Origin of the sequence: Microbacterium sp. Leaf159, from assembly GCF_001423615.1 — a bacterium.
GTDB lineage: Bacteria > Actinomycetota > Actinomycetes > Actinomycetales > Microbacteriaceae > Microbacterium.
The window spans coordinates 172,409-192,255 of the sequence record NZ_LMOU01000001.1 but is presented as its reverse complement, the minus strand read 5'-3'; the positions used below and the strand labels follow the sequence as shown (position 1 = coordinate 192,255).

The following is a 19,847-nucleotide window of genomic DNA, read 5'->3' as shown; positions in this document are numbered from 1 at the left end:
CCGGGAGCCCGGCGCCGATTGGTGTTGCGCGCGATCCGTGTAGTACTCTGTTCAAGTTGCTTCGAGCAGTCAGGAAGCAGTTCTGGGCCTGTGGCGCAGCTGGTAGCGCACCTGCATGGCATGCAGGGGGTCGGGGGTTCGAGTCCCCCCAGGTCCACAACGAAACCCGCGAGAAATCGCGGGTTTTCTTGTGTCCGCATCCCCTGCGTCCGTGCCCGCAGCGTTCACCCAGCGTGCGGTCTCGCGTCTACAGGACAGGCTCGAACAGCTCGCCGATGTCGCAGAGGACGTCCCCGTCCGGCAGAGCCCAGACGGCTCGGTCGCCCTGCACCATCGGCCGCAGCAGACCCAACCCGGGAATGGTCGGCCACCGATTCCCGCGGAGGAACTCCCCCTCCTGGAGGAACGACGCGACCGCGACAGCGAGCCGCTGATGCTGCTCGGCGCAGACGCGCAACGTTCGATCTGCGACGTCGAGGTGGGCGGCCAACGTGCCCTCGTCCCCCAGCTCTATTCGAGCGACGAGCGGGTCAGCCGGCAGTCCGACCGCCGAGAAGTCCCTGACCGCCGACCGCATGATCGCCTCAGCACGGAATCGATGCCGTAACCGCGTCCGTGTCAGCATGCTCATCGGCGGCGCTCCTCTCATCCGGCGACGACGCACGACCGCGCGTCATATCGCCCTCACATCTATAGAGACTCGCGAATCCGGGTTCTGTTACGCGGCGACTCGATCCGAAATGCGCGATACAGCATCGTCGCTCGCGCCGCGGCCCGGTGAACACGACAGACTGGAGTGTGCACGCGAACGCCAGGGGCTTGCCTTCCCCTCGCGTCCCGGATAGACATACGAGGCCATCGATCGCTGACACGGCGATCCCTGAAGAGCGGGAGACCACGAGTGCTGGGACTTTTTCGACGAACCGAGCCCCTGTCTGACGGCTCCGCTCCACCCCGAGAGCCAGGACTCTGGTCCAAGGGCTTTGGTCTCGCGGCGACCCGCAGTCTGCAGACGCTGGCGGTGCTCGCACTCGTCGCCGTCGGCGTCCTGGTGATCACCCAGCTGTCGCTGGTCTTCATCCCCGTGACCATCGCGCTGATCCTGGCCTCCGCCATCCATCCTCTCGTCGCTCTGATGCGACGCAAGGGCGTCCCCTCGATCCTCGCGACCTGGATCGCCCTGATCGGCATCCTCGCGATCCTCGGCGGCATCGTGTGGGTCATCGTCCTCACAGTGCGTTCGCAGTGGGATGACCTCGTCGACTCCACCACCGACGGCATCGCACAGGTGACGGCCTGGCTGGGCACGCTGCCCTTCGACATCTCGGCGATCGATCTCGACGACGTCTGGGCGAGCGCCGGAGAGTTCCTCACCAGCGCCTCCTTCGGGCGCGGAGCCCTCGCCGGCGTCTCAGCGACCGCGAGCTTCTTCACGGGACTGGCGCTGATGATCGTGGTTCTCTTCTTCTTCCTCAAGGACGGACCGCGCATCTGGGAGTTCCTGCTCCGCCCCTTCACCGGAGCGAGCTACGAGCGTGCACGCCGCATCGGCGACAAGACGGTCGACGTGTTCGGCGGCTACATCCGCGGAACGTCCATCGTCGCGGCCGCAGACGCCCTCGGCATCGGGATCGGTCTCGCCATCCTTCAGATCCCGCTGGCGATCCCGCTCGCGGTGATCGTCTTCCTGACGGCGTTCATCCCGCTCGTCGGTGCGACGGCCGCCGGAATCCTCGCGGCACTCGTCGCCCTCGTCACGCACGGCCCTGTCGCGGCCCTCATCGTCGTCGGAATCGTCGTGCTCGTGAACCAGCTCGAGGGCAACTTCCTGCAGCCCGTCGTGATGGCCCGTTCGCTCAAGCTCCACGCCCTCGTCATCCTGCTCGCTCTGACCACGGGCACGATCCTCGGCGGAATCGTCGGTGCCGTCCTCTCGGTGCCGATCGCCGCCGTCGCCTGGGGAATCATCACCGTATGGGACGGCCCGCACACCCCGGCCCGCCCGTTCCGGAAGAAGCGCCCGGAAGAGGTCTGAGGCGTAGATCGGGGCCTGCGGCGGCGACCGACTACTCGCCGCCGCAGCGCGGAGCGGTGCAGGCCACGACCGTTCCGCTGGAGGTCGCCTTCGCTTCAGAACCCGCCCGCCGCAGGCCGACCGCGATGAGCGGACGATCCTCGTCGTCGACGGCGAGGGCGAGGCCGTGGGAGAACCCACCGTCGGTCGGCGCGGCCGCCAGAACCGGGGCGCTCGTGCGGGATTCGCAGGCGGCGTCAGCACACGAGAGCAGTGCGACATTGACAGCACCGTCGATCGTCGCGATGAGCGGGCGCCCACTCGAGTCGATCGCCAATGCGGGCGTGTGAAGGAGGTCGGTCTCGGCGGGGATGTCGGTGATCGACGCCGTAGAGCAGGATGCATCCGCGCAGGAGAAGAGGCGCAGCGTCGAGCGGTCCACCGCGCGGAACAACACCACCGGCAGCCCGTCTGCACCGATCGCGACCTGAGCCCCGTGCGTCTGGTCGAGATCGGTGACCGCGTCACCGGGTACTTCTGCGTCGAGCTCCTCGGTCGTCCAGTCGCCACCGGGAGTGGCGCTGATCACGCGAAGAGGAACGTCTTCCTCATCCTCACCCCGATCCGTGAGCGTCACGACGGCCGAACCACCGTCGCCGGTCGAGGCGACATCGAGAGTGGTGGAGTTGGTGCTCCAGGAGGCCCACTGCACCTCCTGTGTCGTGCGCTCGCTCGCGGTGCAGTCGGCGTCAGCGCAGAAGTCGAGGGCGAGTGTCGCGGTGCGAGACTCCGACGGCCGCACGATCGAGGCGATCACCGGGGCGTCACCACTCGAATCGATCGCCACGGCCATCAGGCTCTGATTGCCGCGGTTGAAGACCGAAGTCGCGGATCGGAAGCTCGAGTCGATCCCGCCGAGCACACGCTCGTCTCCGGGGAATCCCGACCAGGCGTCGAACTTCTCGGCATCCGATGCGTCTTCTCCGAGCGAACCCGACCAGGTCGCGAGAGACTCGGGCGAGCTGTGCGTCACGCGCAGCTCGAAGCTCCCGGATTGCTCGTCTGCACCTTCGATCGGATACCAGGAAGCCGAGAGGACCCCGCCGTCTGCCGCAGGAGCGATGGCTGTCGGGAGGATCGAGAGCATCTCGTGCTCCGGTCCGCACTCCCCGCCCGTGCAGACCCTCGCGAAGGAATCCTCCCCACCCAGGCGCGAGAGCACGATGGTGCCGTCCTGCCAGGGGACGATCTGAGAAGAGTTCCAGACACGGTGCACGTCGGCAGCGGCGTATGCGGGGATCTGCCACGGGTTCACGGCGACGAGGAGTGCGGCGACGACCGCGGGCACGGCGAGCACGGCGACGCCGATGAGTGCGCCGCGTCGGCGCTCGAGGGGCGCGACCTCGGCGTCCTTCGCCGTCGCCAGAAGCGGCTCGTCGATGCGGAGGGCGGCTCCGCGCACAGCCACGGCAGCGAGAAGCAACTGCACGAGCGACGACGGTACGAGCGCGAGGACGACGCCGACGAACGGCGTCCACCACCCGGCCGGCAGCAGGCCGGCCAACCAGGTCACGACGAGCGTGACGACGCCCGTGAGCACGATCGTGACGACGACGGCGAGCCGCGGGTTGCCGAGTGGCTCGGCCATCTGACCGAGGAAGGTGCGAGGCGATCGCCACCCCCACGCGAGTGCGGCGGGAAGCGACTTCCGTCGCGTGACCACCAGTGGCCAGGCCAGCAACAGCGGAGCGAGGATGATCCCGACCACGAGCAGCACGATGCCCGCCGCGATGCCTACGACGGGCAGGATCGCCGCCAACGACGTCACGATCAGGACGATCGCCGCGAGGACGAGAAGGACCACGACAGCGAACGTCACGCTTCCCGGGCGCCGCAATGCCCCGCGCCATGCCTCACGGACGGTCATCGGCCACCCATCGGATGCCGCGATGATGGCGAGCGTCGCGGCGGTGATGCCGAAACCGTGGGCGACCGCTACCGCGACGGCCAGGATCGCGACGCCGACCGCGACGCCGGGGCCGGCACGGAGCGGCGCCACCTCGTTGTTGACGATGGCCAGCTCGCCGGAGAGCACAGTCATCAGGATCGTCGCGATGACGATCCAGACGATCACGAGCGGTGTCGCGTACGCGATCGTCGGCTCGGGCCTCCCGAACGCGAGAGCGATGGCCCTCGGCGGTCCGTACATCTTTCGAGCCGTCACCGAATCGTGCACATCTCCCCCGTTCGTCCGTGCCGATCGACCGACAGGCACGCCACCGAAACCCTACCCAATGCTCCGCCGCAGGGCGATCGAGAGACCTTCCCCCGGTCGATGGGGACTCCGCCACCGCGTGATCACGAGCGCGGGAGGGCCCTCGGGCCGTGTCATGCCAGACTTGAGGGGTGACCGAGTCCAGGAAGCCCGCCGTCGTCCGCGGCTTCGCCGCATCGACGCTCGCGATCTTCATCGCACTGGCGGGTCATGTCACGGGCGGCGGCGAGATGCCCGGATTCCTCGGACTCGTCGTGCCCTGGGTGCTCTCCCTGATGATCTGCGTGCTCCTGGCGGGACGCCGACTGTCGCTCACGCGTCTCAGCATCTCCGTCGCCCTGAGCCAGTTCCTCTTCCACACGCTCTTCATGCTCGGCACCATCTCCCCGTCCGGAACGTCGACACCGCACGTGCACGGGGCACCGCTGGTCCTGCCTCCCTCCACAGGAGTCTCTGAGGCCGTCGTCGCCGACGGCAGCATGTGGCTCGGCCATGCCGTTGCCGCGCTGCTGACCGTCCTCGCCCTGCACCGGGGCGAGCGCCTCGCGCTCGCACTGCGCCAGCTCGCCACGCAGGCGGTCCGCTGGGTGCAGCGACGTATCGATGCCGTTCTCGTGCGCCCGGGTCTCTCCTCCACGCAGCGTGTGCGGGGCGAGTTCATCACGATCGCCCCGGTCGCATCCGTCCTTCTCGCCACTCTCCGAGGCCGCGCCCCGCCGGCGCGCACTGCGATCTGATCTGATCCGCGCGAACGGCCGACCCCGGCCGCGACGCGCGTCATCGCCGTGCGCGACGTCGCTCGGCTCTGAACGCAGGAACGACGTCGACGGTCGACGTCCGTCGAAAGGCCTCTTCTCTCATGTCTCCTCTCCGCACCCTCGCGGCGGGGCTGACGGTGGCTGTCGTCGCGGTACTCGCGACAGCGCTGCCCGCGTCAGCCCACGATCAGCTGGTCTCGAGCACTCCCGGCGATGGCGAACGACTCGCCGCTTCACCGTCGAGCGTCTCGATGACCTTCTCCGGTGAACTCCTCGTGCTCGACTCCGACCTGACGGGGGCCGTGGTCCTCGTGGTCGACGAGTCCGGTACCGATTGGGTCACCGGTGCCGTCACGGTCGTGGGAAACACGGTGACCGCGGAGCTGGACCCGGCGATGCCGGTGGCGGGCTACCAGGTGCGGTGGCAGGTCGTGTCAGAGGACGGGCACCCGATCTCGGGTGTCATCCCCTTCACGGTCGGTGACGCGGCGCCGATGGCGACAGCGTCGACAGGCAGCCCCGCGGATGACGAGACGACGGCCGCCACCTCGGCCCCTGCAACAGATCAGGTCGCAGACGAATCGGGCGGCGCCGTCAGGGTGCTGCTCGTCGGGCTGGGCGGAGCGGCGATCGCCGTTCTCGTCTTCGCCCTCCTTCGATTCCTTCGTCGTCCTCGGACGACAGACGATCTGTGAAAGGCACCACCATGAACAACACCACCACCCTCCCCCGTCTCGCAACGGTCATCGCGGTCATGCTGCTCGCCCTCACCGGGTGCGCAGCAGAGAGCACCCCGGCAGACACAGCGACGAAACCGGCAGGGGATGTCATCACCATCGAGGATGCCTGGGTGAAGTCGGCCGACGACGGCATGTCGGCGACCTTCGGCACGCTTGTGAACAGCGGCGACGACGACGTGACGGTCGTCTCGGTGACCTCGGATGCATCGAGCATGCTCGAACTCCACGAGACGGTCGAGAACGAATCGGGCGAGATGGTGATGCGCGAGATCGAAGGCGGCTTCGTGATCCCCGCTGGGTCAGACCTGGCGTTGGAGCCCGGCGCGAACCACATCATGCTGATGGATCTGAGCGCACCTCTGCAGGCGGGCGACGAGGCGACGTTCACCCTCACGTTCTCCGACGACTCGACCTACGAGTTCACCGCTCCGGTGAAGGACTACTCGGGCGCGAACGAGAACTACGAAGAGAGCGACGAGCACGAGGGCATGGATCACTGATGCCCGCGCCCGCTGAGGGCGCCCGCTCCCGCCGCTCCGGGTCGACTCGGCGACAGTTCCTCCTCGGAGGGGCTGTCGCCGGCGTCGGCGCGGTCGCGGCGGTGGGAGCGGACTTCGCCCTGAACCGCCAGTCCCCTGACGACGCGCCGGTCTCGACAGCCATGAACGGCGACGAGAAGGTGCCGTTCTTCGGAGAACACCAGGCCGGCGTCGACACCTCCGCGCAGGCGCATGGGATCTTCGTCGCTCTCGATCTGCACGACGAGATCGACCGGAGTGCGCTGACACGCCTGATGCGCATCCTGACCGACGATGCTGCCCGGCTCACCCAGGGGCGCCCGGCTCTCGCTGACTCCGAACCCGAGCTCGCGCTGTCACCGGCGCGGCTGACGGTCACCTTCGGCTTCGGCCCCGGGCTCGTCGCTCGAGCAGGCGCGGACGCCCCCGCGTGGCTCGCGCCGCTCCCCGCCTTCCGGGTGGATCGTCTGCAGCCCGAGTTCTCCGATGGGGACCTGCTGCTGCAGATCGCAGGCGATGACCCGCTGACGGTCGCCCACGCGACCCGGATGCTGCTGAAGGACGCGCGCGGGTTCGCGAGTGTCCGTTGGACGCAGCAGGGCTTCCGACGCGCGTACGGCACCGAGCGCCCCGGAACCACGATGCGAAACCTCTTCGGCCAGGTAGACGGCACGACCAACCCGCAGCCCGGCACCGCGGACTTCGACGAGGTCGTGTGGGCGGTTGAGGGCTGGCTGTCCGGGGGAACGGGCATGGTCGTGCGCCGCATCCGCATGGACCTCGACAAGTGGGATCGCCTGGACCGCAGCGGTCGCGACGCCTCAGTGGGCAGGACGCTCGCCAACGGCGCGCCGCTGACCGGGACCGAGGAGTTCGATGAGCCGGACTTCGACGCGACGACCGAGATCGGGTTCCCCGTCATCCCGCAGTTCGCCCACATCCGCCGTGCCCGCGGTGACGGCAGTGAGCGGATCTTCCGGCGCGCGTACAACTACGACGAGCGCCCGGTCGGCGCGGAGGTCTCGGAATCGGGCCTCATCTTCGTCTCGTTCCAAGCCGACATCGACCGCCAGTTCACTCCGATGCAGCGACGTCTCGACGAGCTCGACCTGCTCAACGAATGGACCGCGCCCATCGGCTCCGCCGTCTTCGCCATTCCACCCGGATGCAGCGACACCGGATTCATCGGCGACACACTCCTCACCTGAAAGCACCCACATGACCCTCACTGAGCCGCATTCGGCGACTCCTCCCCCGACCACGAGACAGATCCGGCGACGAGGAGGCTGGTTCGGCGCTCTGATGCTGCGCCTGCACTTCTATGCCGGGATCCTCATCGGTCCCTTCATCCTCGTCGCCGCCCTGAGCGGGGCACTGTACGCCCTCACCCCGCAGCTCGAACATGCCGTCTACTCGCAGGAGCTGCACGCTCCGCACTCCGAGACGACGCTCTCTCTCGCCACGCAGATCGAGACGGCGAACGAGTACATCGGTGATGACGCCGTCCTGTTCGCGGTGCGCCCTGCACCAGAGAACGACGACACCACCCGCATCATGTACTCGGAGGACGGACTCGGCTCCAGCGAGTCCCGAGCGGTGTTCGTGGATCCGGGCACGGGCGAGATCCGCGGCGACCTCGTCGTCTATGGCACGAGCGGATCCACTCCGCTGCGGACCTGGATCAGCAACCTGCATCGCAATCTGAATCTCGGCGACACCGGGCGCCTCTACAGCGAGCTCGCCGCATCGTGGTTGGGAATCGTCGCCGTCGCCGGGCTCGCCCTCTGGGTGATGCGCATTCGCACAGCACGTGGGAAGCGCGACCTCCTCCGCCCGAACCTCCGCCACCGGGGCTATCACGGACTTCTCGGATGGCATGCGTCCGTCGGCGTCTGGGTGCTGCTCGGAGCGATCTTCCTCTCAGCCACGGGGATCACTTGGTCGCAGTACGCCGGAGCGAACATCGCAGACCTGAGGGCCTCCTTCGATGGCGGAACGCCGACGGTGAACACGAGCCTCGACGGCGCTGAACCCGCAGCCGACGAGCACGCCCATCACCGTGGAGCTCCGATCGCATCGACGGGTGCCGCGAACCCTGAGACCTTCGACGCGGTGCTCGCCATCGCACAGCGCGAGAACGTGAACACGGGTGAGGTCGAGATCAAGCCCCCGGCAGAGAGCGGCACGGCGTGGACCGTCCGCGAGATCAAGACCGGCTTCCCCACTGAGGCGGACTCGCTCGCGATCGACGGCACCACGATGCAGGTCGTGGACCGGGTCGACTTCGCCGACTTTCCCCTCACCGCGAAGCTCGCCAGCTGGGGTGTCAACCTCCACATGGGCGTCATGTTCGGTCTCGCGAACCAGATCATCCTGTTCGTGATCGCCAGCGCGCTGGTATCGATGACGGTGCTCGGTTACCTGATGTGGTGGCGACGGCGTCCCATGCGCGATTCCGGCCGACTCCTCGGTGCGCCACCGCCGCCTGCACTGAGGGCGGCTCCGTGGTGGGGAATTGGAGTCGTCGCTACAGCATCCGTGCTGATCGGTCTCTGGCTGCCTCTGGTGGGCTGGACGCTGCTGGTGTTCGTCGCCATCGATACGATGCTCGGCAAAGTCCGCCAGCAGCGACGGCGTGCACAGCCCTGACGCTCATCATCACCGCTACCGCGCCGCGGTGCGCCGGTCAACCCACTCCCTGCCGGCGGGAAGCAGCAATAGCCTGCCGCGACGATGACACGAGAGGAGTCCATCATGTCCACACCGACCCCACCGCTGGTCCCATTGCCTGACGACGGCGACCCCACAGGCGTTCCGGAGCGCGAGGTCGACGGCGAAGCCGTCCTCGACACGGACGTCGACGCCGATCAGGTCGACGGCGCCGAGGCTGATCGCCTCGCTGCAGAACGACCGGCGTCCGACGACGAAGCCTGAGTTCGGCGCGCGGCGGGATGCCTACCGGTTCCCGTCGCGCGACGACTTCAACTCGCGAAGAGCGGAGGATGCGACGGAATCACGATCGGCCGAGTCGCCCTGCTCGGATCCTTGGCGCGCATGACCGCTTCGAGCACCTCTGACGCGTTCGCATAGCGGGCCTCGAGTGGCAGGTCGCGAAGTCGAACGACCTCGACCCCGCCATCCGCGTCATAGACGCAGGCCACGACGTGCCGTGGATCATCTGTCTCGTACCGCTGATCGTTGATCACCCATTCCGATGGGGTGATTCGCCGCAGTACGTATCTAGGCTCTGGATCTCCAGACATTCAACAGCCCTCCAAGACTTGTCTCCCCCAGCAGATCATCCATGGCGGACGGTGCGGCGGATACCCCCTTGACAGGGTCGGAAGTCGGAACAGGCCTCGAGGTCAGCCCGTCGGGCGAATCGTCAAATCGGTGAGGGCGGCGTCATCGGGAAGGTCGAGCGCGGTCAGGATGGTGGTCGCGACCGAGTCCGGCGAGATGAACCGCGCGGCGTCGTACTCGCGACCTTCCTGCTGATGCACCCGCTCCTGCATCGGGGTCGCTGTGCGCCCGGGGTAGATCGAGGTCACTCGGACGCCATGTTCGGCCTCTTCGGCGCGCAGCGAGTCGGCCAGCGCCTTGAGACCGTGCTTCGAGGCCGCGTAGGCGGACCAGCCCGCATGAGCGTGCAGACCGGCACCCGAATTGACGAAGACCACACGACCACGCGAGACGCGCAGCACGGGCAGCAGCAGCCGCGTCAGCTCAGCCGGGCCCACGAGGTTCACCGCGAGCTGACGCTCCCACAGGTTGGCCGGCAGGTCTGCCACCGATCCGAGGTCGACGACTCCCGCCGCATGCACGAGCGAGTCGATGCGCTCGGGAAGAGCCGTCTGCTTGGACAGCGCCCACGACAGCCGACCTGGCTGGGCGAGGTCACCGACGATCGCAGAGGATCCCGGAAGCGCAGCGATGATCTCTTTGGCGCGACCCGCATCACGCGCGAGCACCACGACCTGATCACCCCGGTCGAGCAGACGGCGCGCGAGTACCGCACCGATGCCGGACCCGGCACCGGTGATCAGGTGGACGCTCATGTCAGCTGCGGTCTGCAGCGGCGGAGTCGGCGAGCTCGAACGGGACCACGGGGCAGTCCTTCCACAGGCGCTCGAGGCCGTAGTAGACCCGCTCCTCCTGGTGGAAGACATGCACGATCAGGTCGCCGAAGTCGAGAAGCACCCAACGGGCCTCCGCTCGACCCTCGCGGCGGACACGCTTGTGCCCTGCCTCGATCAGCTTGTCCTCGATCTCGTCGGCGATCGCGGCGACGTTGCGCTCGCTGTTTCCGGTGATGAGCAGGAAGATGTCGACGAGCGGCAGCGGCTCCGACACGTTCAGCGCGACGAGATCCTCACCGCCCTTCGAAACGGCGGCGTCTGCCGCGAGCTGGAGCATCTCAACGGCGTTTTCAGGTGACTGCATCAGAACACATTCGTGGTGAAGGCGACGATCAGGGAAACGCCCAGCGCGAGCGCAAGACCACCCGCCACGATCGCGAGGATGAGCATGAGTTTGTTGCCCTTTTCGGGAGCGGGCGGGCGGATGACCTCGCCTGCGGGCTTGATGGTGCTGACGGCCGCGCTGGCGGCGATCGGCGTGGGCGACGATGCCGGAGGCAGTTCGCCGTCGATGAGCACGGCGTCGACGTCTTTGCCGTCGGTGGTGCCGTGCGCGTGGCCCTGGGAGCCGAGGCCCTGGGGAAGTTCATAGGAGCCGGTCACGAGGATCTCCCCCGTCGAGGCGACAGGACCTGACAGCGAACCGTCTCCCGGGGAGGGATTGAAGATCAGCGTGTTCGGAGCGAGATGCTGCGAACCGGTCGAGTCACCGACCGTGAGCAGCTCGTCGAACGACGGCGAGAAGGGCTTGCGGGCGTCCGTCTCGTCGCTCAGGAGGCCCTGACCGAACGCCGGGTTCACCGTCGGGTGCTCTCCGTCTGAGAGGTCGGTGTCGTCCTTGCGGTCGACATCAGCGAGGACATCGTCCGGATCGATCTCATCGTGCTCGTCCGCTGCCTCGACCTCGATGCCGAGCTCGGCGACGGCGGCCGCCGCATCCTCTTCGGAGTCCGTCTCGTCGACGGGCTCTGCCGCGGCGGGAGCGAGAGGGATCTCGCCCGACGAGTCGACACTCGTCGAGGCGCTGACCGGGGTGTGTGCGATCTCGTCGTCGACGTCGTCATCGGCATCGTCGATGTCGTCTGCCGGAACGGTCGGAGTGTACGTGGGAACCGCGGTGACGAGAGCCGGGTTGTCGAGCAGAGGTTCTGCTGCGGCTGCGGTCTCTGCGGGAGGTTCCTCGGCGGGAGCCTCTTCCGCGGGAGCCTCTTCCGCGGGAGCCTCTTCCGCGGGAGCCTCTTCCGCGGCCGAACCGTCGGTCTCATCCCCACCGTCGACCGGAACGGAACCGGTCTTGGCGAGCTCGCGCTCTCGGACCTGACGTCGTGTCAGCGGAACGGCACCGGCTTCGCCGGAGATAGCAACAGCTTCGCCGGAGATAGCAACAGCATCGCCGGAGGTAGCGGACGAAGCATCGTCGTCACCCTCCGCCGTAGCCTCTGCGGTCGGTGCGGGAGATGCGTCGATCTGCTCGACAGCCTCGTCCGCGCCGGGCAGCGGCGGAGCGGGCGGCGCCGCGACGGCGGCCGCCGCAGCCTCCTCCGGGGTGATGACAGGCGTGGAACCAGTCAACCGGATCTCACGCAGCTGCTTGCGCGTCAGCGGACCCTGATCCTGCCGATCCGATGTACTCATGCCTTGCTCCGATACAGATGATGCTTCGCGATGTATTGAACGACTCCGTCGGGGACGAGGTACCAGACCGGCTCGTCCTCACGGACCCGCGCACGGCAGGCCGTCGACGAGATGGACAGCGCCGGCACCTCCAGTTGGCTGACATTGTCGCTCGGGAGGCCGTCAGTGCTCAGAACGTGTCCTGGACGTGAGACCGCGACGAAGTGGGCCAACTCCCACAGTTCATCATGGTCCCTCCAACTGAGAATTTGCGCTACGGCGTCGGCGCCGGTGATGAAGAACAGCTCCGCGTCAGGTCGGCTCTTCTTCAGATCACGCAGAGTGTCGATCGTGTAGGTGGGCCCCTCGCGGTCGACGTCGACCCGGCTGACGGTGAACTGCGGGTTGGATGCCGTGGCGATGACCGTCATGAGATAGCGGTGCTCGCTCGGGGTCACCTCGGGCTTCTGCCAGGGGCGTCCCGTCGGGACGAAGACGACCTCGTCGAGATCGAAGGAGTGCGCGACCTCGCTGGCGGCGACCAGGTGCCCGTGGTGGATGGGGTCGAACGTGCCGCCCATCACACCGATGCGCGCCGGACGCGAGGTCGTGTCGTCCATAGGGGCCTAGTGGCCGTGCCCTGCCTCGTGGCCGTCCTTGCCGTGCTTCGCCGCCCAGGCGTCGGCCTTGGCGGAGTGACGGTTGGCGACGTTCTTGTACGACAGCGTGACGAGACCGAGGAAAGCGAACGCGATGATCGCGATCACGCCGAAGATCAGCGTCTCGAGCTGGACATTGCCGTGATGCTCGGTTTCGGCAGCGGCCATCGCGATCTGTGCGACGAGGTTCATCCTGACTCCGTTTCGTGGCTGGCGGGCATGACTCACGGGGAGCCACAGCGCCCCCTAGTCTAGCCCTCAGCCGCGAGTCTGCCCCGACCCACGCGCCAGCCATTTCGTGCTGGTCAGCTCGGAAAGCCCCATCGGCCCTCTCGCGTGCAGCTTCTGGGTCGAGATGCCGACCTCAGCACCGAACCCGAACTCGCCTCCATCAGTGAAGCGTGTCGAGGTGTTGACCATCACCACCGCGGAGTCCACCTCGGCGAGGAAGCGCTCCGCATTGCGCGTGTCGGTGGTCACGATCGACTCCGTGTGCCCGGTGCTGTAAAGACGGATGTGCGCGATCGCGTCGTCGAGCGTGTCGACGACCTTGATCGCGATGTCGAGGCTGAGGTACTCCGTCGCCCAGTCTTCCTCAGTCGCGGGGATCACGTTCGAGACGAGCCCGGCGACCATGTCGTCACCGTGGATCGCGACGCCCTCGCTCTGCAGGGCGCTCGCGACCAGGGGCACCAGCCTCGGAGCGGCTTGGCGCAGCACGAGGACCGTCTCGACCGCATTGCAGACACTGGGCCGCTGCACCTTGGCATTCACGACGATGTCGCGGGCCCAGTCCTCCGGAGCGCTCTCGTCGAGCACGATGTGCACGTTTCCTGCCCCGGTCTCGATGACGGGAACAGTCGACTCCGTGACGACCGTCTCGATGAGACCGGCGCTGCCGCGAGGGACGAGCACGTCGATGAAGCCACGACCGTGCATGAGAGCCTTGGCGCCGTCGCGCCCGAAGTCGTCGACCGTCTGCACCGCCTCAGGTGTGACACCCGCCCCTTCCAGCGCATCACGCATGATCTGCACGAGCACGGTGTTCGAGTCTCGCGCGGCACTGCCTCCGCGCAGCACGACGGCATTGCCCGACCGCAGGGCGAGTGCGGCGATGTCGACCGTGACGTTGGGGCGCGCCTCGTAGATCGCTCCCACGACCCCGAACGGAACCCTGACCTGCTCGAGCGCGACGCCGTTCGGCATCCGGTGCCCGCCGACCACCCGTCCGACGGGGTCGGGCAGTGCGGCGACGTCACGGACCGCCGAGGCGAGGGCTGTGACGCGCTTCTCGTCGAGGCGCAGGCGATCGATCAGCGAGTCTCCGATGCCGTCGGCCTGACCCCGCGTGATGTCGAGTGCATTGGCCTCGATGATCCTGGGCGCGCTCTGTTCGAGGGCGACGGCGATGGCCTCGAGGACCCGGGCCTTGTCGTCGCTGGTCAGCGCGGCGGTGGCGCGGGATGCCTCTTTGGCACGCTCCAGGCGCACCTGCGGAGTCTGGTCGGTCATCCGCCCAGTCTAGGAGAGCGCCGGCTCGAACCAGGTCCCTATGTCGGCGCCCGAGAGGGCCTGATCGACCAGGTCTGCGCTGGTCACGAGCACGCCGATCCCGGAGGCCGCGGCGAGTCGCGCAGCTGAGACCTTGGTGGCCGCTCCCCCGGTGCCGACGCTGTTGACGACGGTCGAGCCGAACTCGAGACCCGAGAGGTCGGCATCCGGCGCGACGACGTCGATCGGCTCGGCTGTCGGATCGGACGGCGGCTTCGTATACAGCGACTCGATGTCGCTGAGCAGCACGAGCGCGTCCGCCTCGATGAGCTGCGCCACGAGCGCGCCGAGGCGGTCGTTGTCGCCGAAGCGGATCTCTTGGGTGGCGACTGTGTCGTTCTCGTTCACGATCGGGAGGATGTGCAGACCGAGCAGCCTCTCCATGGCCCGACGCGCATTGGAACGCGAAGTCGGGTTCTCGAGGTCGCCGGTGGTGAGCAGCACCTGCCCCGCGACGATGTCGAAGGGACGGAGCGACTCCTGATACCGGTAGACCAGGATGTTCTGGCCTACGGCTGCCGCAGCCTGCTGAGTCGCGAGATCGGTGGGCCTGGCATCGAGACGCAGGAACGGGATGCCGGTGGCGATCGCTCCGGACGACACCAGGATGACCTCGGCGCCGCGCGCATGAGCTGCGGCCAGCGCCTCCACCAGGACGGGGATGCGCCAGGACGACTCTCCGCTGATCGAGGACGACCCCACCTTCACGACGATGCGCGAGGCGGTGGCGAGGTCCGCCCTGGTGCGAGCGGTCACTCCCCGTCCTCGCGGTACGCCGCGAGTCGCTGAGCCTCGACCTCGGCGCGGGCCTCGGCCTTGGCGTCCATGCGCTCGTAGTAGGTCTCGCGACGCTCGGAGGTGGTGCGACGGCTGTTCGGTGCCAGACGAGGGTCGGTGCCTCGCGGAGCGGTCATGAGCTCTGCAGCAGAGGTCATGGTCGGCTCCCAGTCGAAGACGATGCTGTCACCCTCGCCGATGACGACGGTCGAGCCCTGCACCGCACCGAGGCGGAACAGCTCGTCCTCGACGCCGAGCTTCTCGAGACGGTCGGCGAGGAATCCGACGGCTTCCTCGTTCTGGAAGTCCGTCTGCTGGACCCAGCGCACCGGCTTCTCGCCGAGGATGCGGTAGAGGTTGCCGTAGGTGCCACCCTCGACACGGATCTCGAACCCCTTCTTGGGGCCCCTCGGGCGGAGGACGACGCGCTCGCGCGGCGTCTCGTTGGCCGCGAGCTCGGCACGGTGCGCGTCGACGATCTCGCCGAGCGCGAAGGTCAGCGGACGCAGCCCCTCATGCGAGACGGTGGAGATGTCGAAGACACGGAAGCCTCGAGCCTCGAGATCGGGACGCACGAGGTCGGCGAGGTCACGGGCCTCCGGCACATCGATCTTGTTCAGCGCGATGAGCTGAGGGCGCTCGAGCAGAGGGGTCTGGCCCTCGGGGACCTCGTATGCCGCGAGCTCGCCGAGGATCACGTCGAGGTCTGAGATCGGGTCGCGACCAGGCTCGAGCGTCGCGCAGTCGAGCACGTGCAGGAGAGCCGTGCAGCGCTCGACATGGCGCAGGAACTCGAGACCGAGGCCTCGTCCCTCGCTGGCGCCTTCGATCAGACCGGGGACGTCAGCGACGGTGTACCGCGAGTCTCCCGCCTGAACGACTCCGAGGTTCGGGTGGAGCGTGGTGAACGGGTAGTCGGCGATCTTCGGACGAGCCGCCGAGATCGCGCCGATCAGGCTCGACTTGCCGGCGGAGGGATAGCCCACGAGGGCCACGTCGGCGACCGTCTTGAGCTCGAGGATGACGTCGCCCTCGGTGCCGGGTGTGCCGAGCAGTGCGAATCCGGGCGCCTTGCGCTTCGGAGTCGCGAGAGCCGCGTTGCCGAGGCCGCCGTATCCGCCCTTCGCGACGACGAACCGCTCACCGGGCTCGATCATGTCGATCAGCACTTCACCGGCCGGGTTCTTGACCACGGTGCCCACGGGAACCGGAAGCTCCAGGTCCTCGCCCATGAATCCCGCGCGGTGGTCGCCCATACCGGGCCCGCCGTTGCCGGAGCTGCGGTGCGGCGAGTGGTGGTACGAGAGCAGCGTGCCCGTCTGGGTGTCCGCGACGAGGACGACGTCGCCGCCGTCGCCGCCGTTACCGCCGTCGGGGCCGCCGAGCGGCTTGAACTTCTCGCGGTGCACCGAGACACAGCCGTTGCCGCCCTTGCCCGCGCGCAGATGCAGCGTCACGGTGTCGACGAAACTGACCATGTCCCACTCCTTATCGATGGTTTCGGTCCGAGACGGAGTCTCGTCCAAAAACAGAATTCGGGACGGGCCGAAGCCCGCCCCGAATCGGATGTCTACTGTCGTGCTGTGATCACTCAGCAGCGGCGACGATGTTGACGACCTTGCGGCCGCCCTTCGCGCCGAACTGGACCGCACCGGCGGCCAGAGCGAACAGCGTGTCGTCGCCACCACGGCCGACGTTCACGCCGGGGTGGAAGTGCGTGCCACGCTGGCGGACGATGATCTCGCCGGCGAGAACCTGCTGTCCACCGAAGCGCTTGACGCCAAGTCGCTGAGCGTTGGAGTCACGACCGTTACGGGTGGAGCTTGCGCCCTTTTTATGTGCCATGTCCTGGTCTCCTCGGTCTTTACTTGATGCCGGTGATCTTGACGCGCGTGAGCTCCTGACGGTGGCCCTGGCGCTTCTTGTAGCCGGTCTTGTTCTTGTACTTCTGGATGATGATCTTCGGGCCGCGGAGGTTGCCGATGACCTCAGCCGTGACCTTGACCTTCGCCAGCGAGTCAGCGTCGGTGGTCACCGTGGCGCCGTCGACGAGCAGCACTGCGGCCAGCTCGATCTTCTCGCCCTGGGCAGCCTTGACACGGTCGAGCTGAACGATCGTGCCGACCTCGACCTTCTCCTGCCGCCCACCGGCGCGCACTACTGCGTAAACCACTTCATACCTGTTTCGTTGGGGAGCTCGCGGCTCCGAGATCTCACGGGAAGACTGTTGCTTGCATGCATCGCGGGGGGCGACGGGTACGAACGCAAGACTCTCCGCTTCGACCGTCCAGGACGACGCGGCATACGCACCAAGGGACTACTTTACCGGATGCGGGACACTGTGGCAAAACGTGCCGCCCGGTGTGTCCGGCCATAGGCTGACGAGATGACCGTTCTCGTCGATGAACCCCGCTGGCCCGCACACGGGCGTCTGTGGGCTCACCTCGTCAGCGACGACAATCTGGACGAACTCCACGCCTTCGCGAGGTCTCACGACGTGCCTGCGCGCGCCTTCGACCTCGACCACTACGACGTGCCGGAAGAACTCGTCCCCCGACTCATCGCCGCCGGCGCACAGCACGTCGACGGCAAGGAGCTGGTCCGGAGGCTCATCGCGTCAGGACTGCGTATCCCCGCCCGCGACCGGCGCTGACGGCTCGGAGTTCACCGAGACCGGCGTTCCGGTGAGAGCAGCCGTCGAGACGCGGCGACGACCGCGCCCCTGACCAGGAGCCTTCGGCTCCGGAAGAGCGTCCAGCACCGAGTCGAGCAGCGCCTCGGCCGGAGACTTCGGAGCGTTACGGTCGGCACCGCGCTTCTTGCGGGGCTTCTTCGTGCGCTCCTGGGCGACGGGCGCCTCGACCGGAGCGGCGGCGAGAACATCCGCCGCAGCCTCCTCGGCGCTCGGAGCACGGGTCGACGCTGCGATCTGCGCGAGCGCCGACTTCGCGCCCTCGGGGATGCTGTGGGTCGTCACCGAGGCCGGGGCCTGGTTCTGACTCTGGTTCTGGTTCTGCCCGTTGCCACCGCGCTGGCGACGGTTCGACGAGGAACCGCTGTTGCCGTTGCTGTTGCCGTTGCTGCTGGCACGGTGCTTCACGACGGGGTCGTGGTGCACGATGACACCGCGACCGGCGCACACGTCGCATGCCTCGCTGAAGGTCTCGAGCAGGCCGAGGCCGAGCTTCTTACGGGTCATCTGCACGAGACCGAGCGAGGTGACCTCGGCCACCTGGTGCTTCGTCCGGTCGCGGCTCAGGCACTCGATCAGGCGACGCAGCACGAGGTCGCGGTTCGACTCGAGCACCATGTCGATGAAGTCGACGACGATGATGCCGCCGATGTCGCGCAGCCGGAGCTGGCGGACGATCTCCTCCGCGGCTTCGAGGTTGTTCTTGGTGACGGTCTCCTCGAGGTTTCCCCCGGAGCCGACGAACTTGCCCGTGTTGACGTCGACGACCGTCATCGCCTCGGTGCGGTCGATGACCAGCGAGCCGCCCGAAGGCAGCCAGACCTTGCGGTCGAGGGCCTTCTCGATCTGCTCCGTGATGCGGAACGCGTCGAACGGGTCGGTCTCCTCCTCGTACGACTCCACGCGCTCGAGCAGGTCGGGGGCGACGCTCTCAAGGTACGCGCGGATCGTGCGCTGCGATTCCTCGCCCTGGATCAGCATCTTCGTGAAGTCCTCGTTGAAGACGTCACGCACGATCTTGACCAGGAGGTCCGGCTCGGCGTGCAGCAGCGCAGGCGCCTGCTGGTTCTCGACCTGCTTGCGGATGTGCTCCCACTGGGAGGTCAGTCGCTGCACGTCGCGCGTCAGCTGGTCTTCGGTCGCACCCTCGGCCGCCGTGCGGACGATCACGCCCGAGGACTCGGGCAGGACCTCCTTGAGGATGCGCTTCAGGCGTGTGCGCTCGTTGTCTGGCAGCTTGCGGCTGATGCCGTTCATCGAACCGCCGGGCACGTACACGAGGTAGCGGCCGGGGAGCGAGATCTGGCTGGTCAGACGTGCACCCTTGTGGCCCACCGGATCCTTGGTGACCTGCACGAGCACGCGGTCGCCGGCCTTGAGGGCCAGCTCGATGCGGCGGGGCTGGTTGCCGGTCTCGACGCCGTCCCAGTCGACCTCGCCCGAGTACAGCACGGCGTTGCGGCCGCGACCGATGTCGACGAACGCGGCCTCCATGCTCGGGAGGACGTTCTGCACGCGGCCGAGGTAGACGTTGCCGATCAGCGACGCGTCCTGGTTGCGGGCGACGTAGTGCTCGACGAGCACGCCGTCTTCGAGCACGCCGATCTGCGTGCGACCGTTCTTCGACCGGACGACCATCTTGCGGTCGACCGACTCGCGGCGGGCCAGGAACTCGGCCTCGGTCACGACCGGACGACGACGACCGGCGTCACGCCCGTCACGACGGCGCTGCTTCTTGGCCTCGAGACGGGTAGAACCCTTGATCGCCTTCGGCTCGGTGATGTACTCGACGACGCGCTGACGCGGCTGGCGGGGCTCGTCACGCTGTTCGCGCGGCTCGCGCTGCTCGCGCTGGTCTGCGTCGTCGGAGCCTCCGCGACGGCGACGGCCACGACGGCCGGATGCGGATTCGTCAGGCTCACGCTCGGCGATGCGGTCGAACACGCGCTCGCGACCGGGGCGCGCCGGCAGCGGCACGACCTCGGGCGCGTAGAAGTGGAGCTGGGTCGAGACCTGCGAGACGAAGACCTCGGGGAGGAGTCCCAGCGACACCGCGGTGACCGCCTGGGGCGCCTCGGGCTCGGGAGCCTTCTCGTCCGCGGGCTTCTCC

General features: G+C 67.7%; 20 protein-coding genes, 1 tRNA gene and 1 pseudogene. 9 read left to right on the top strand and 13 right to left on the bottom strand.

The window, feature by feature from the left end; genetic code table 11:
- Nucleotides 1-84: 84 nt before the first annotated feature.
- Nucleotides 85-157, top strand: a tRNA-Ala gene (locus ASF80_RS00950).
- A gap of 90 nt (nt 158-247) precedes the next feature.
- Here ASF80_RS00950 and ASF80_RS00945 read toward each other — a convergent pair.
- Complete coding sequence (locus tag ASF80_RS00945) at nt 248-631, bottom strand: hypothetical protein (RefSeq protein WP_056307200.1); 384 nt, start codon at nt 629-631, stop codon at nt 248-250.
- Between the two features lie 273 nt (nt 632-904).
- Here ASF80_RS00945 and ASF80_RS00940 point away from each other — a divergent pair, with 273 nt between their 5' ends.
- Nucleotides 905-2,035, top strand: coding sequence for an AI-2E family transporter (locus tag ASF80_RS00940; protein ID WP_056311581.1), 1,131 nt, complete (start codon nt 905-907; stop codon nt 2,033-2,035).
- A 31-nt stretch (nt 2,036-2,066) separates the two neighbouring features.
- On the opposite strand, the gene ASF80_RS00935 is transcribed toward ASF80_RS00940, so the two are convergent.
- Entirely contained in the window at nt 2,067-4,223 is a 2,157-nt protein-coding gene (locus tag ASF80_RS00935; RefSeq protein WP_157520957.1) for a hypothetical protein, read from the bottom strand.
- Nucleotides 4,224-4,420: 197 nt separating this feature from the next.
- Between ASF80_RS00935 and ASF80_RS00930 the strand changes: the two genes are divergently transcribed.
- The 6 genes from ASF80_RS00930 (at nt 4,421) to ASF80_RS00905 (ending at nt 9,239) form a co-directional block, all read left to right on the top strand.
- Complete coding sequence (locus tag ASF80_RS00930) at nt 4,421-5,026, top strand: hypothetical protein (protein WP_056307196.1); 606 nt, start codon at nt 4,421-4,423, stop codon at nt 5,024-5,026.
- A 122-nt stretch (nt 5,027-5,148) separates the two neighbouring features.
- Nucleotides 5,149-5,742, top strand: a complete 594-nt coding sequence (locus ASF80_RS00925; RefSeq protein ID WP_056307194.1) for a copper resistance protein CopC — start codon at nt 5,149-5,151, stop codon at nt 5,740-5,742.
- Nucleotides 5,743-5,753: 11 nt separating this feature from the next.
- Nucleotides 5,754-6,287: a copper chaperone PCu(A)C gene (locus ASF80_RS00920; protein WP_056311579.1), complete on the top strand. Its 534-nt coding sequence runs from the start codon at nt 5,754-5,756 to the stop codon at nt 6,285-6,287.
- Entirely contained in the window at nt 6,287-7,513 is a 1,227-nt protein-coding gene (locus ASF80_RS00915) for a Dyp-type peroxidase (RefSeq protein WP_056307192.1), read from the top strand. Before ASF80_RS00920 ends, ASF80_RS00915 begins: the two co-directional genes overlap by 1 nt.
- Nucleotides 7,514-7,523: 10 nt before the next feature.
- Nucleotides 7,524-8,954 (top strand): PepSY-associated TM helix domain-containing protein, encoded by a 1,431-nt coding sequence (locus ASF80_RS00910; RefSeq protein WP_056307190.1) that lies wholly within the window; start codon nt 7,524-7,526, stop codon nt 8,952-8,954.
- Nucleotides 8,955-9,059: 105 nt separating this feature from the next.
- Complete coding sequence (locus ASF80_RS00905; protein WP_056307188.1) at nt 9,060-9,239, top strand: hypothetical protein; 180 nt, start codon at nt 9,060-9,062, stop codon at nt 9,237-9,239.
- Between the two features lie 431 nt (nt 9,240-9,670).
- Here ASF80_RS00905 and ASF80_RS00895 read toward each other — a convergent pair whose 3' ends face one another.
- From ASF80_RS00895 to rplU, 10 genes are all read right to left on the bottom strand, one after another.
- Entirely contained in the window at nt 9,671-10,363 is a 693-nt protein-coding gene (locus tag ASF80_RS00895; RefSeq protein ID WP_056307185.1) for an SDR family oxidoreductase, read from the bottom strand.
- Between the two features lies 1 nt (nt 10,364).
- On the bottom strand, nt 10,365-10,748 hold the full coding sequence (rsfS, locus tag ASF80_RS00890; protein ID WP_056307182.1) for a ribosome silencing factor: 384 nt from the start codon (nt 10,746-10,748) through the stop codon (nt 10,365-10,367).
- On the bottom strand, nt 10,748-12,079 hold the full coding sequence (locus tag ASF80_RS00885; protein ID WP_056307180.1) for a hypothetical protein: 1,332 nt from the start codon (nt 12,077-12,079) through the stop codon (nt 10,748-10,750). The genes rsfS and ASF80_RS00885 overlap by 1 nt, the downstream gene beginning before the upstream one ends.
- Nucleotides 12,076-12,678 carry a nicotinate-nucleotide adenylyltransferase gene (nadD, locus tag ASF80_RS00880; protein WP_056307178.1) on the bottom strand — a complete coding sequence of 201 codons (603 nt, stop codon included), beginning with the start codon at nt 12,676-12,678 and terminating at the stop codon, nt 12,076-12,078. Before nadD ends, ASF80_RS00885 begins: the two co-directional genes overlap by 4 nt.
- Before the next feature lie 6 nt (nt 12,679-12,684).
- Nucleotides 12,685-12,909, bottom strand: coding sequence for a hypothetical protein (locus tag ASF80_RS00875; protein WP_056307176.1), 225 nt, complete (start codon nt 12,907-12,909; stop codon nt 12,685-12,687).
- Nucleotides 12,910-12,975: 66 nt separating this feature from the next.
- A complete protein-coding gene (locus ASF80_RS00870; RefSeq protein ID WP_056307174.1) occupies nt 12,976-14,229 on the bottom strand; it encodes a glutamate-5-semialdehyde dehydrogenase in 1,254 nt (417 codons plus the stop codon).
- A gap of 9 nt (nt 14,230-14,238) precedes the next feature.
- Nucleotides 14,239-15,024, bottom strand: coding sequence for a glutamate 5-kinase (gene proB, locus ASF80_RS00865; protein ID WP_056307172.1), 786 nt, complete (start codon nt 15,022-15,024; stop codon nt 14,239-14,241).
- The gene (gene obgE / locus ASF80_RS00860; protein ID WP_056307170.1) at nt 15,021-16,523 is read right to left on the bottom strand and encodes a GTPase ObgE; all 1,503 of its coding nucleotides are present in this window, start codon (nt 16,521-16,523) and stop codon (nt 15,021-15,023) included. Before obgE ends, proB begins: the two co-directional genes overlap by 4 nt.
- Before the next feature lie 109 nt (nt 16,524-16,632).
- The gene (gene rpmA / locus ASF80_RS00855) at nt 16,633-16,890 is read right to left on the bottom strand and encodes a 50S ribosomal protein L27 (protein WP_028501603.1); all 258 of its coding nucleotides are present in this window, start codon (nt 16,888-16,890) and stop codon (nt 16,633-16,635) included.
- A gap of 19 nt (nt 16,891-16,909) precedes the next feature.
- Entirely contained in the window at nt 16,910-17,218 is a 309-nt protein-coding gene (gene rplU / locus ASF80_RS00850) for a 50S ribosomal protein L21 (protein WP_028501602.1), read from the bottom strand.
- A gap of 213 nt (nt 17,219-17,431) precedes the next feature.
- On the opposite strand from rplU, the gene ASF80_RS00845 reads away from it, so the two are divergent.
- Nucleotides 17,432-17,698 (top strand): DUF4031 domain-containing protein, encoded by a 267-nt coding sequence (locus ASF80_RS00845; protein WP_056307168.1) that lies wholly within the window; start codon nt 17,432-17,434, stop codon nt 17,696-17,698.
- On the opposite strand, the pseudogene ASF80_RS00840 reads toward ASF80_RS00845, so the two are convergent.
- Nucleotides 17,663-19,847, bottom strand: a pseudogene (locus tag ASF80_RS00840) (Rne/Rng family ribonuclease); the annotation flags it as partial. The gene ASF80_RS00845 and the pseudogene ASF80_RS00840 overlap by 36 nt on opposite strands.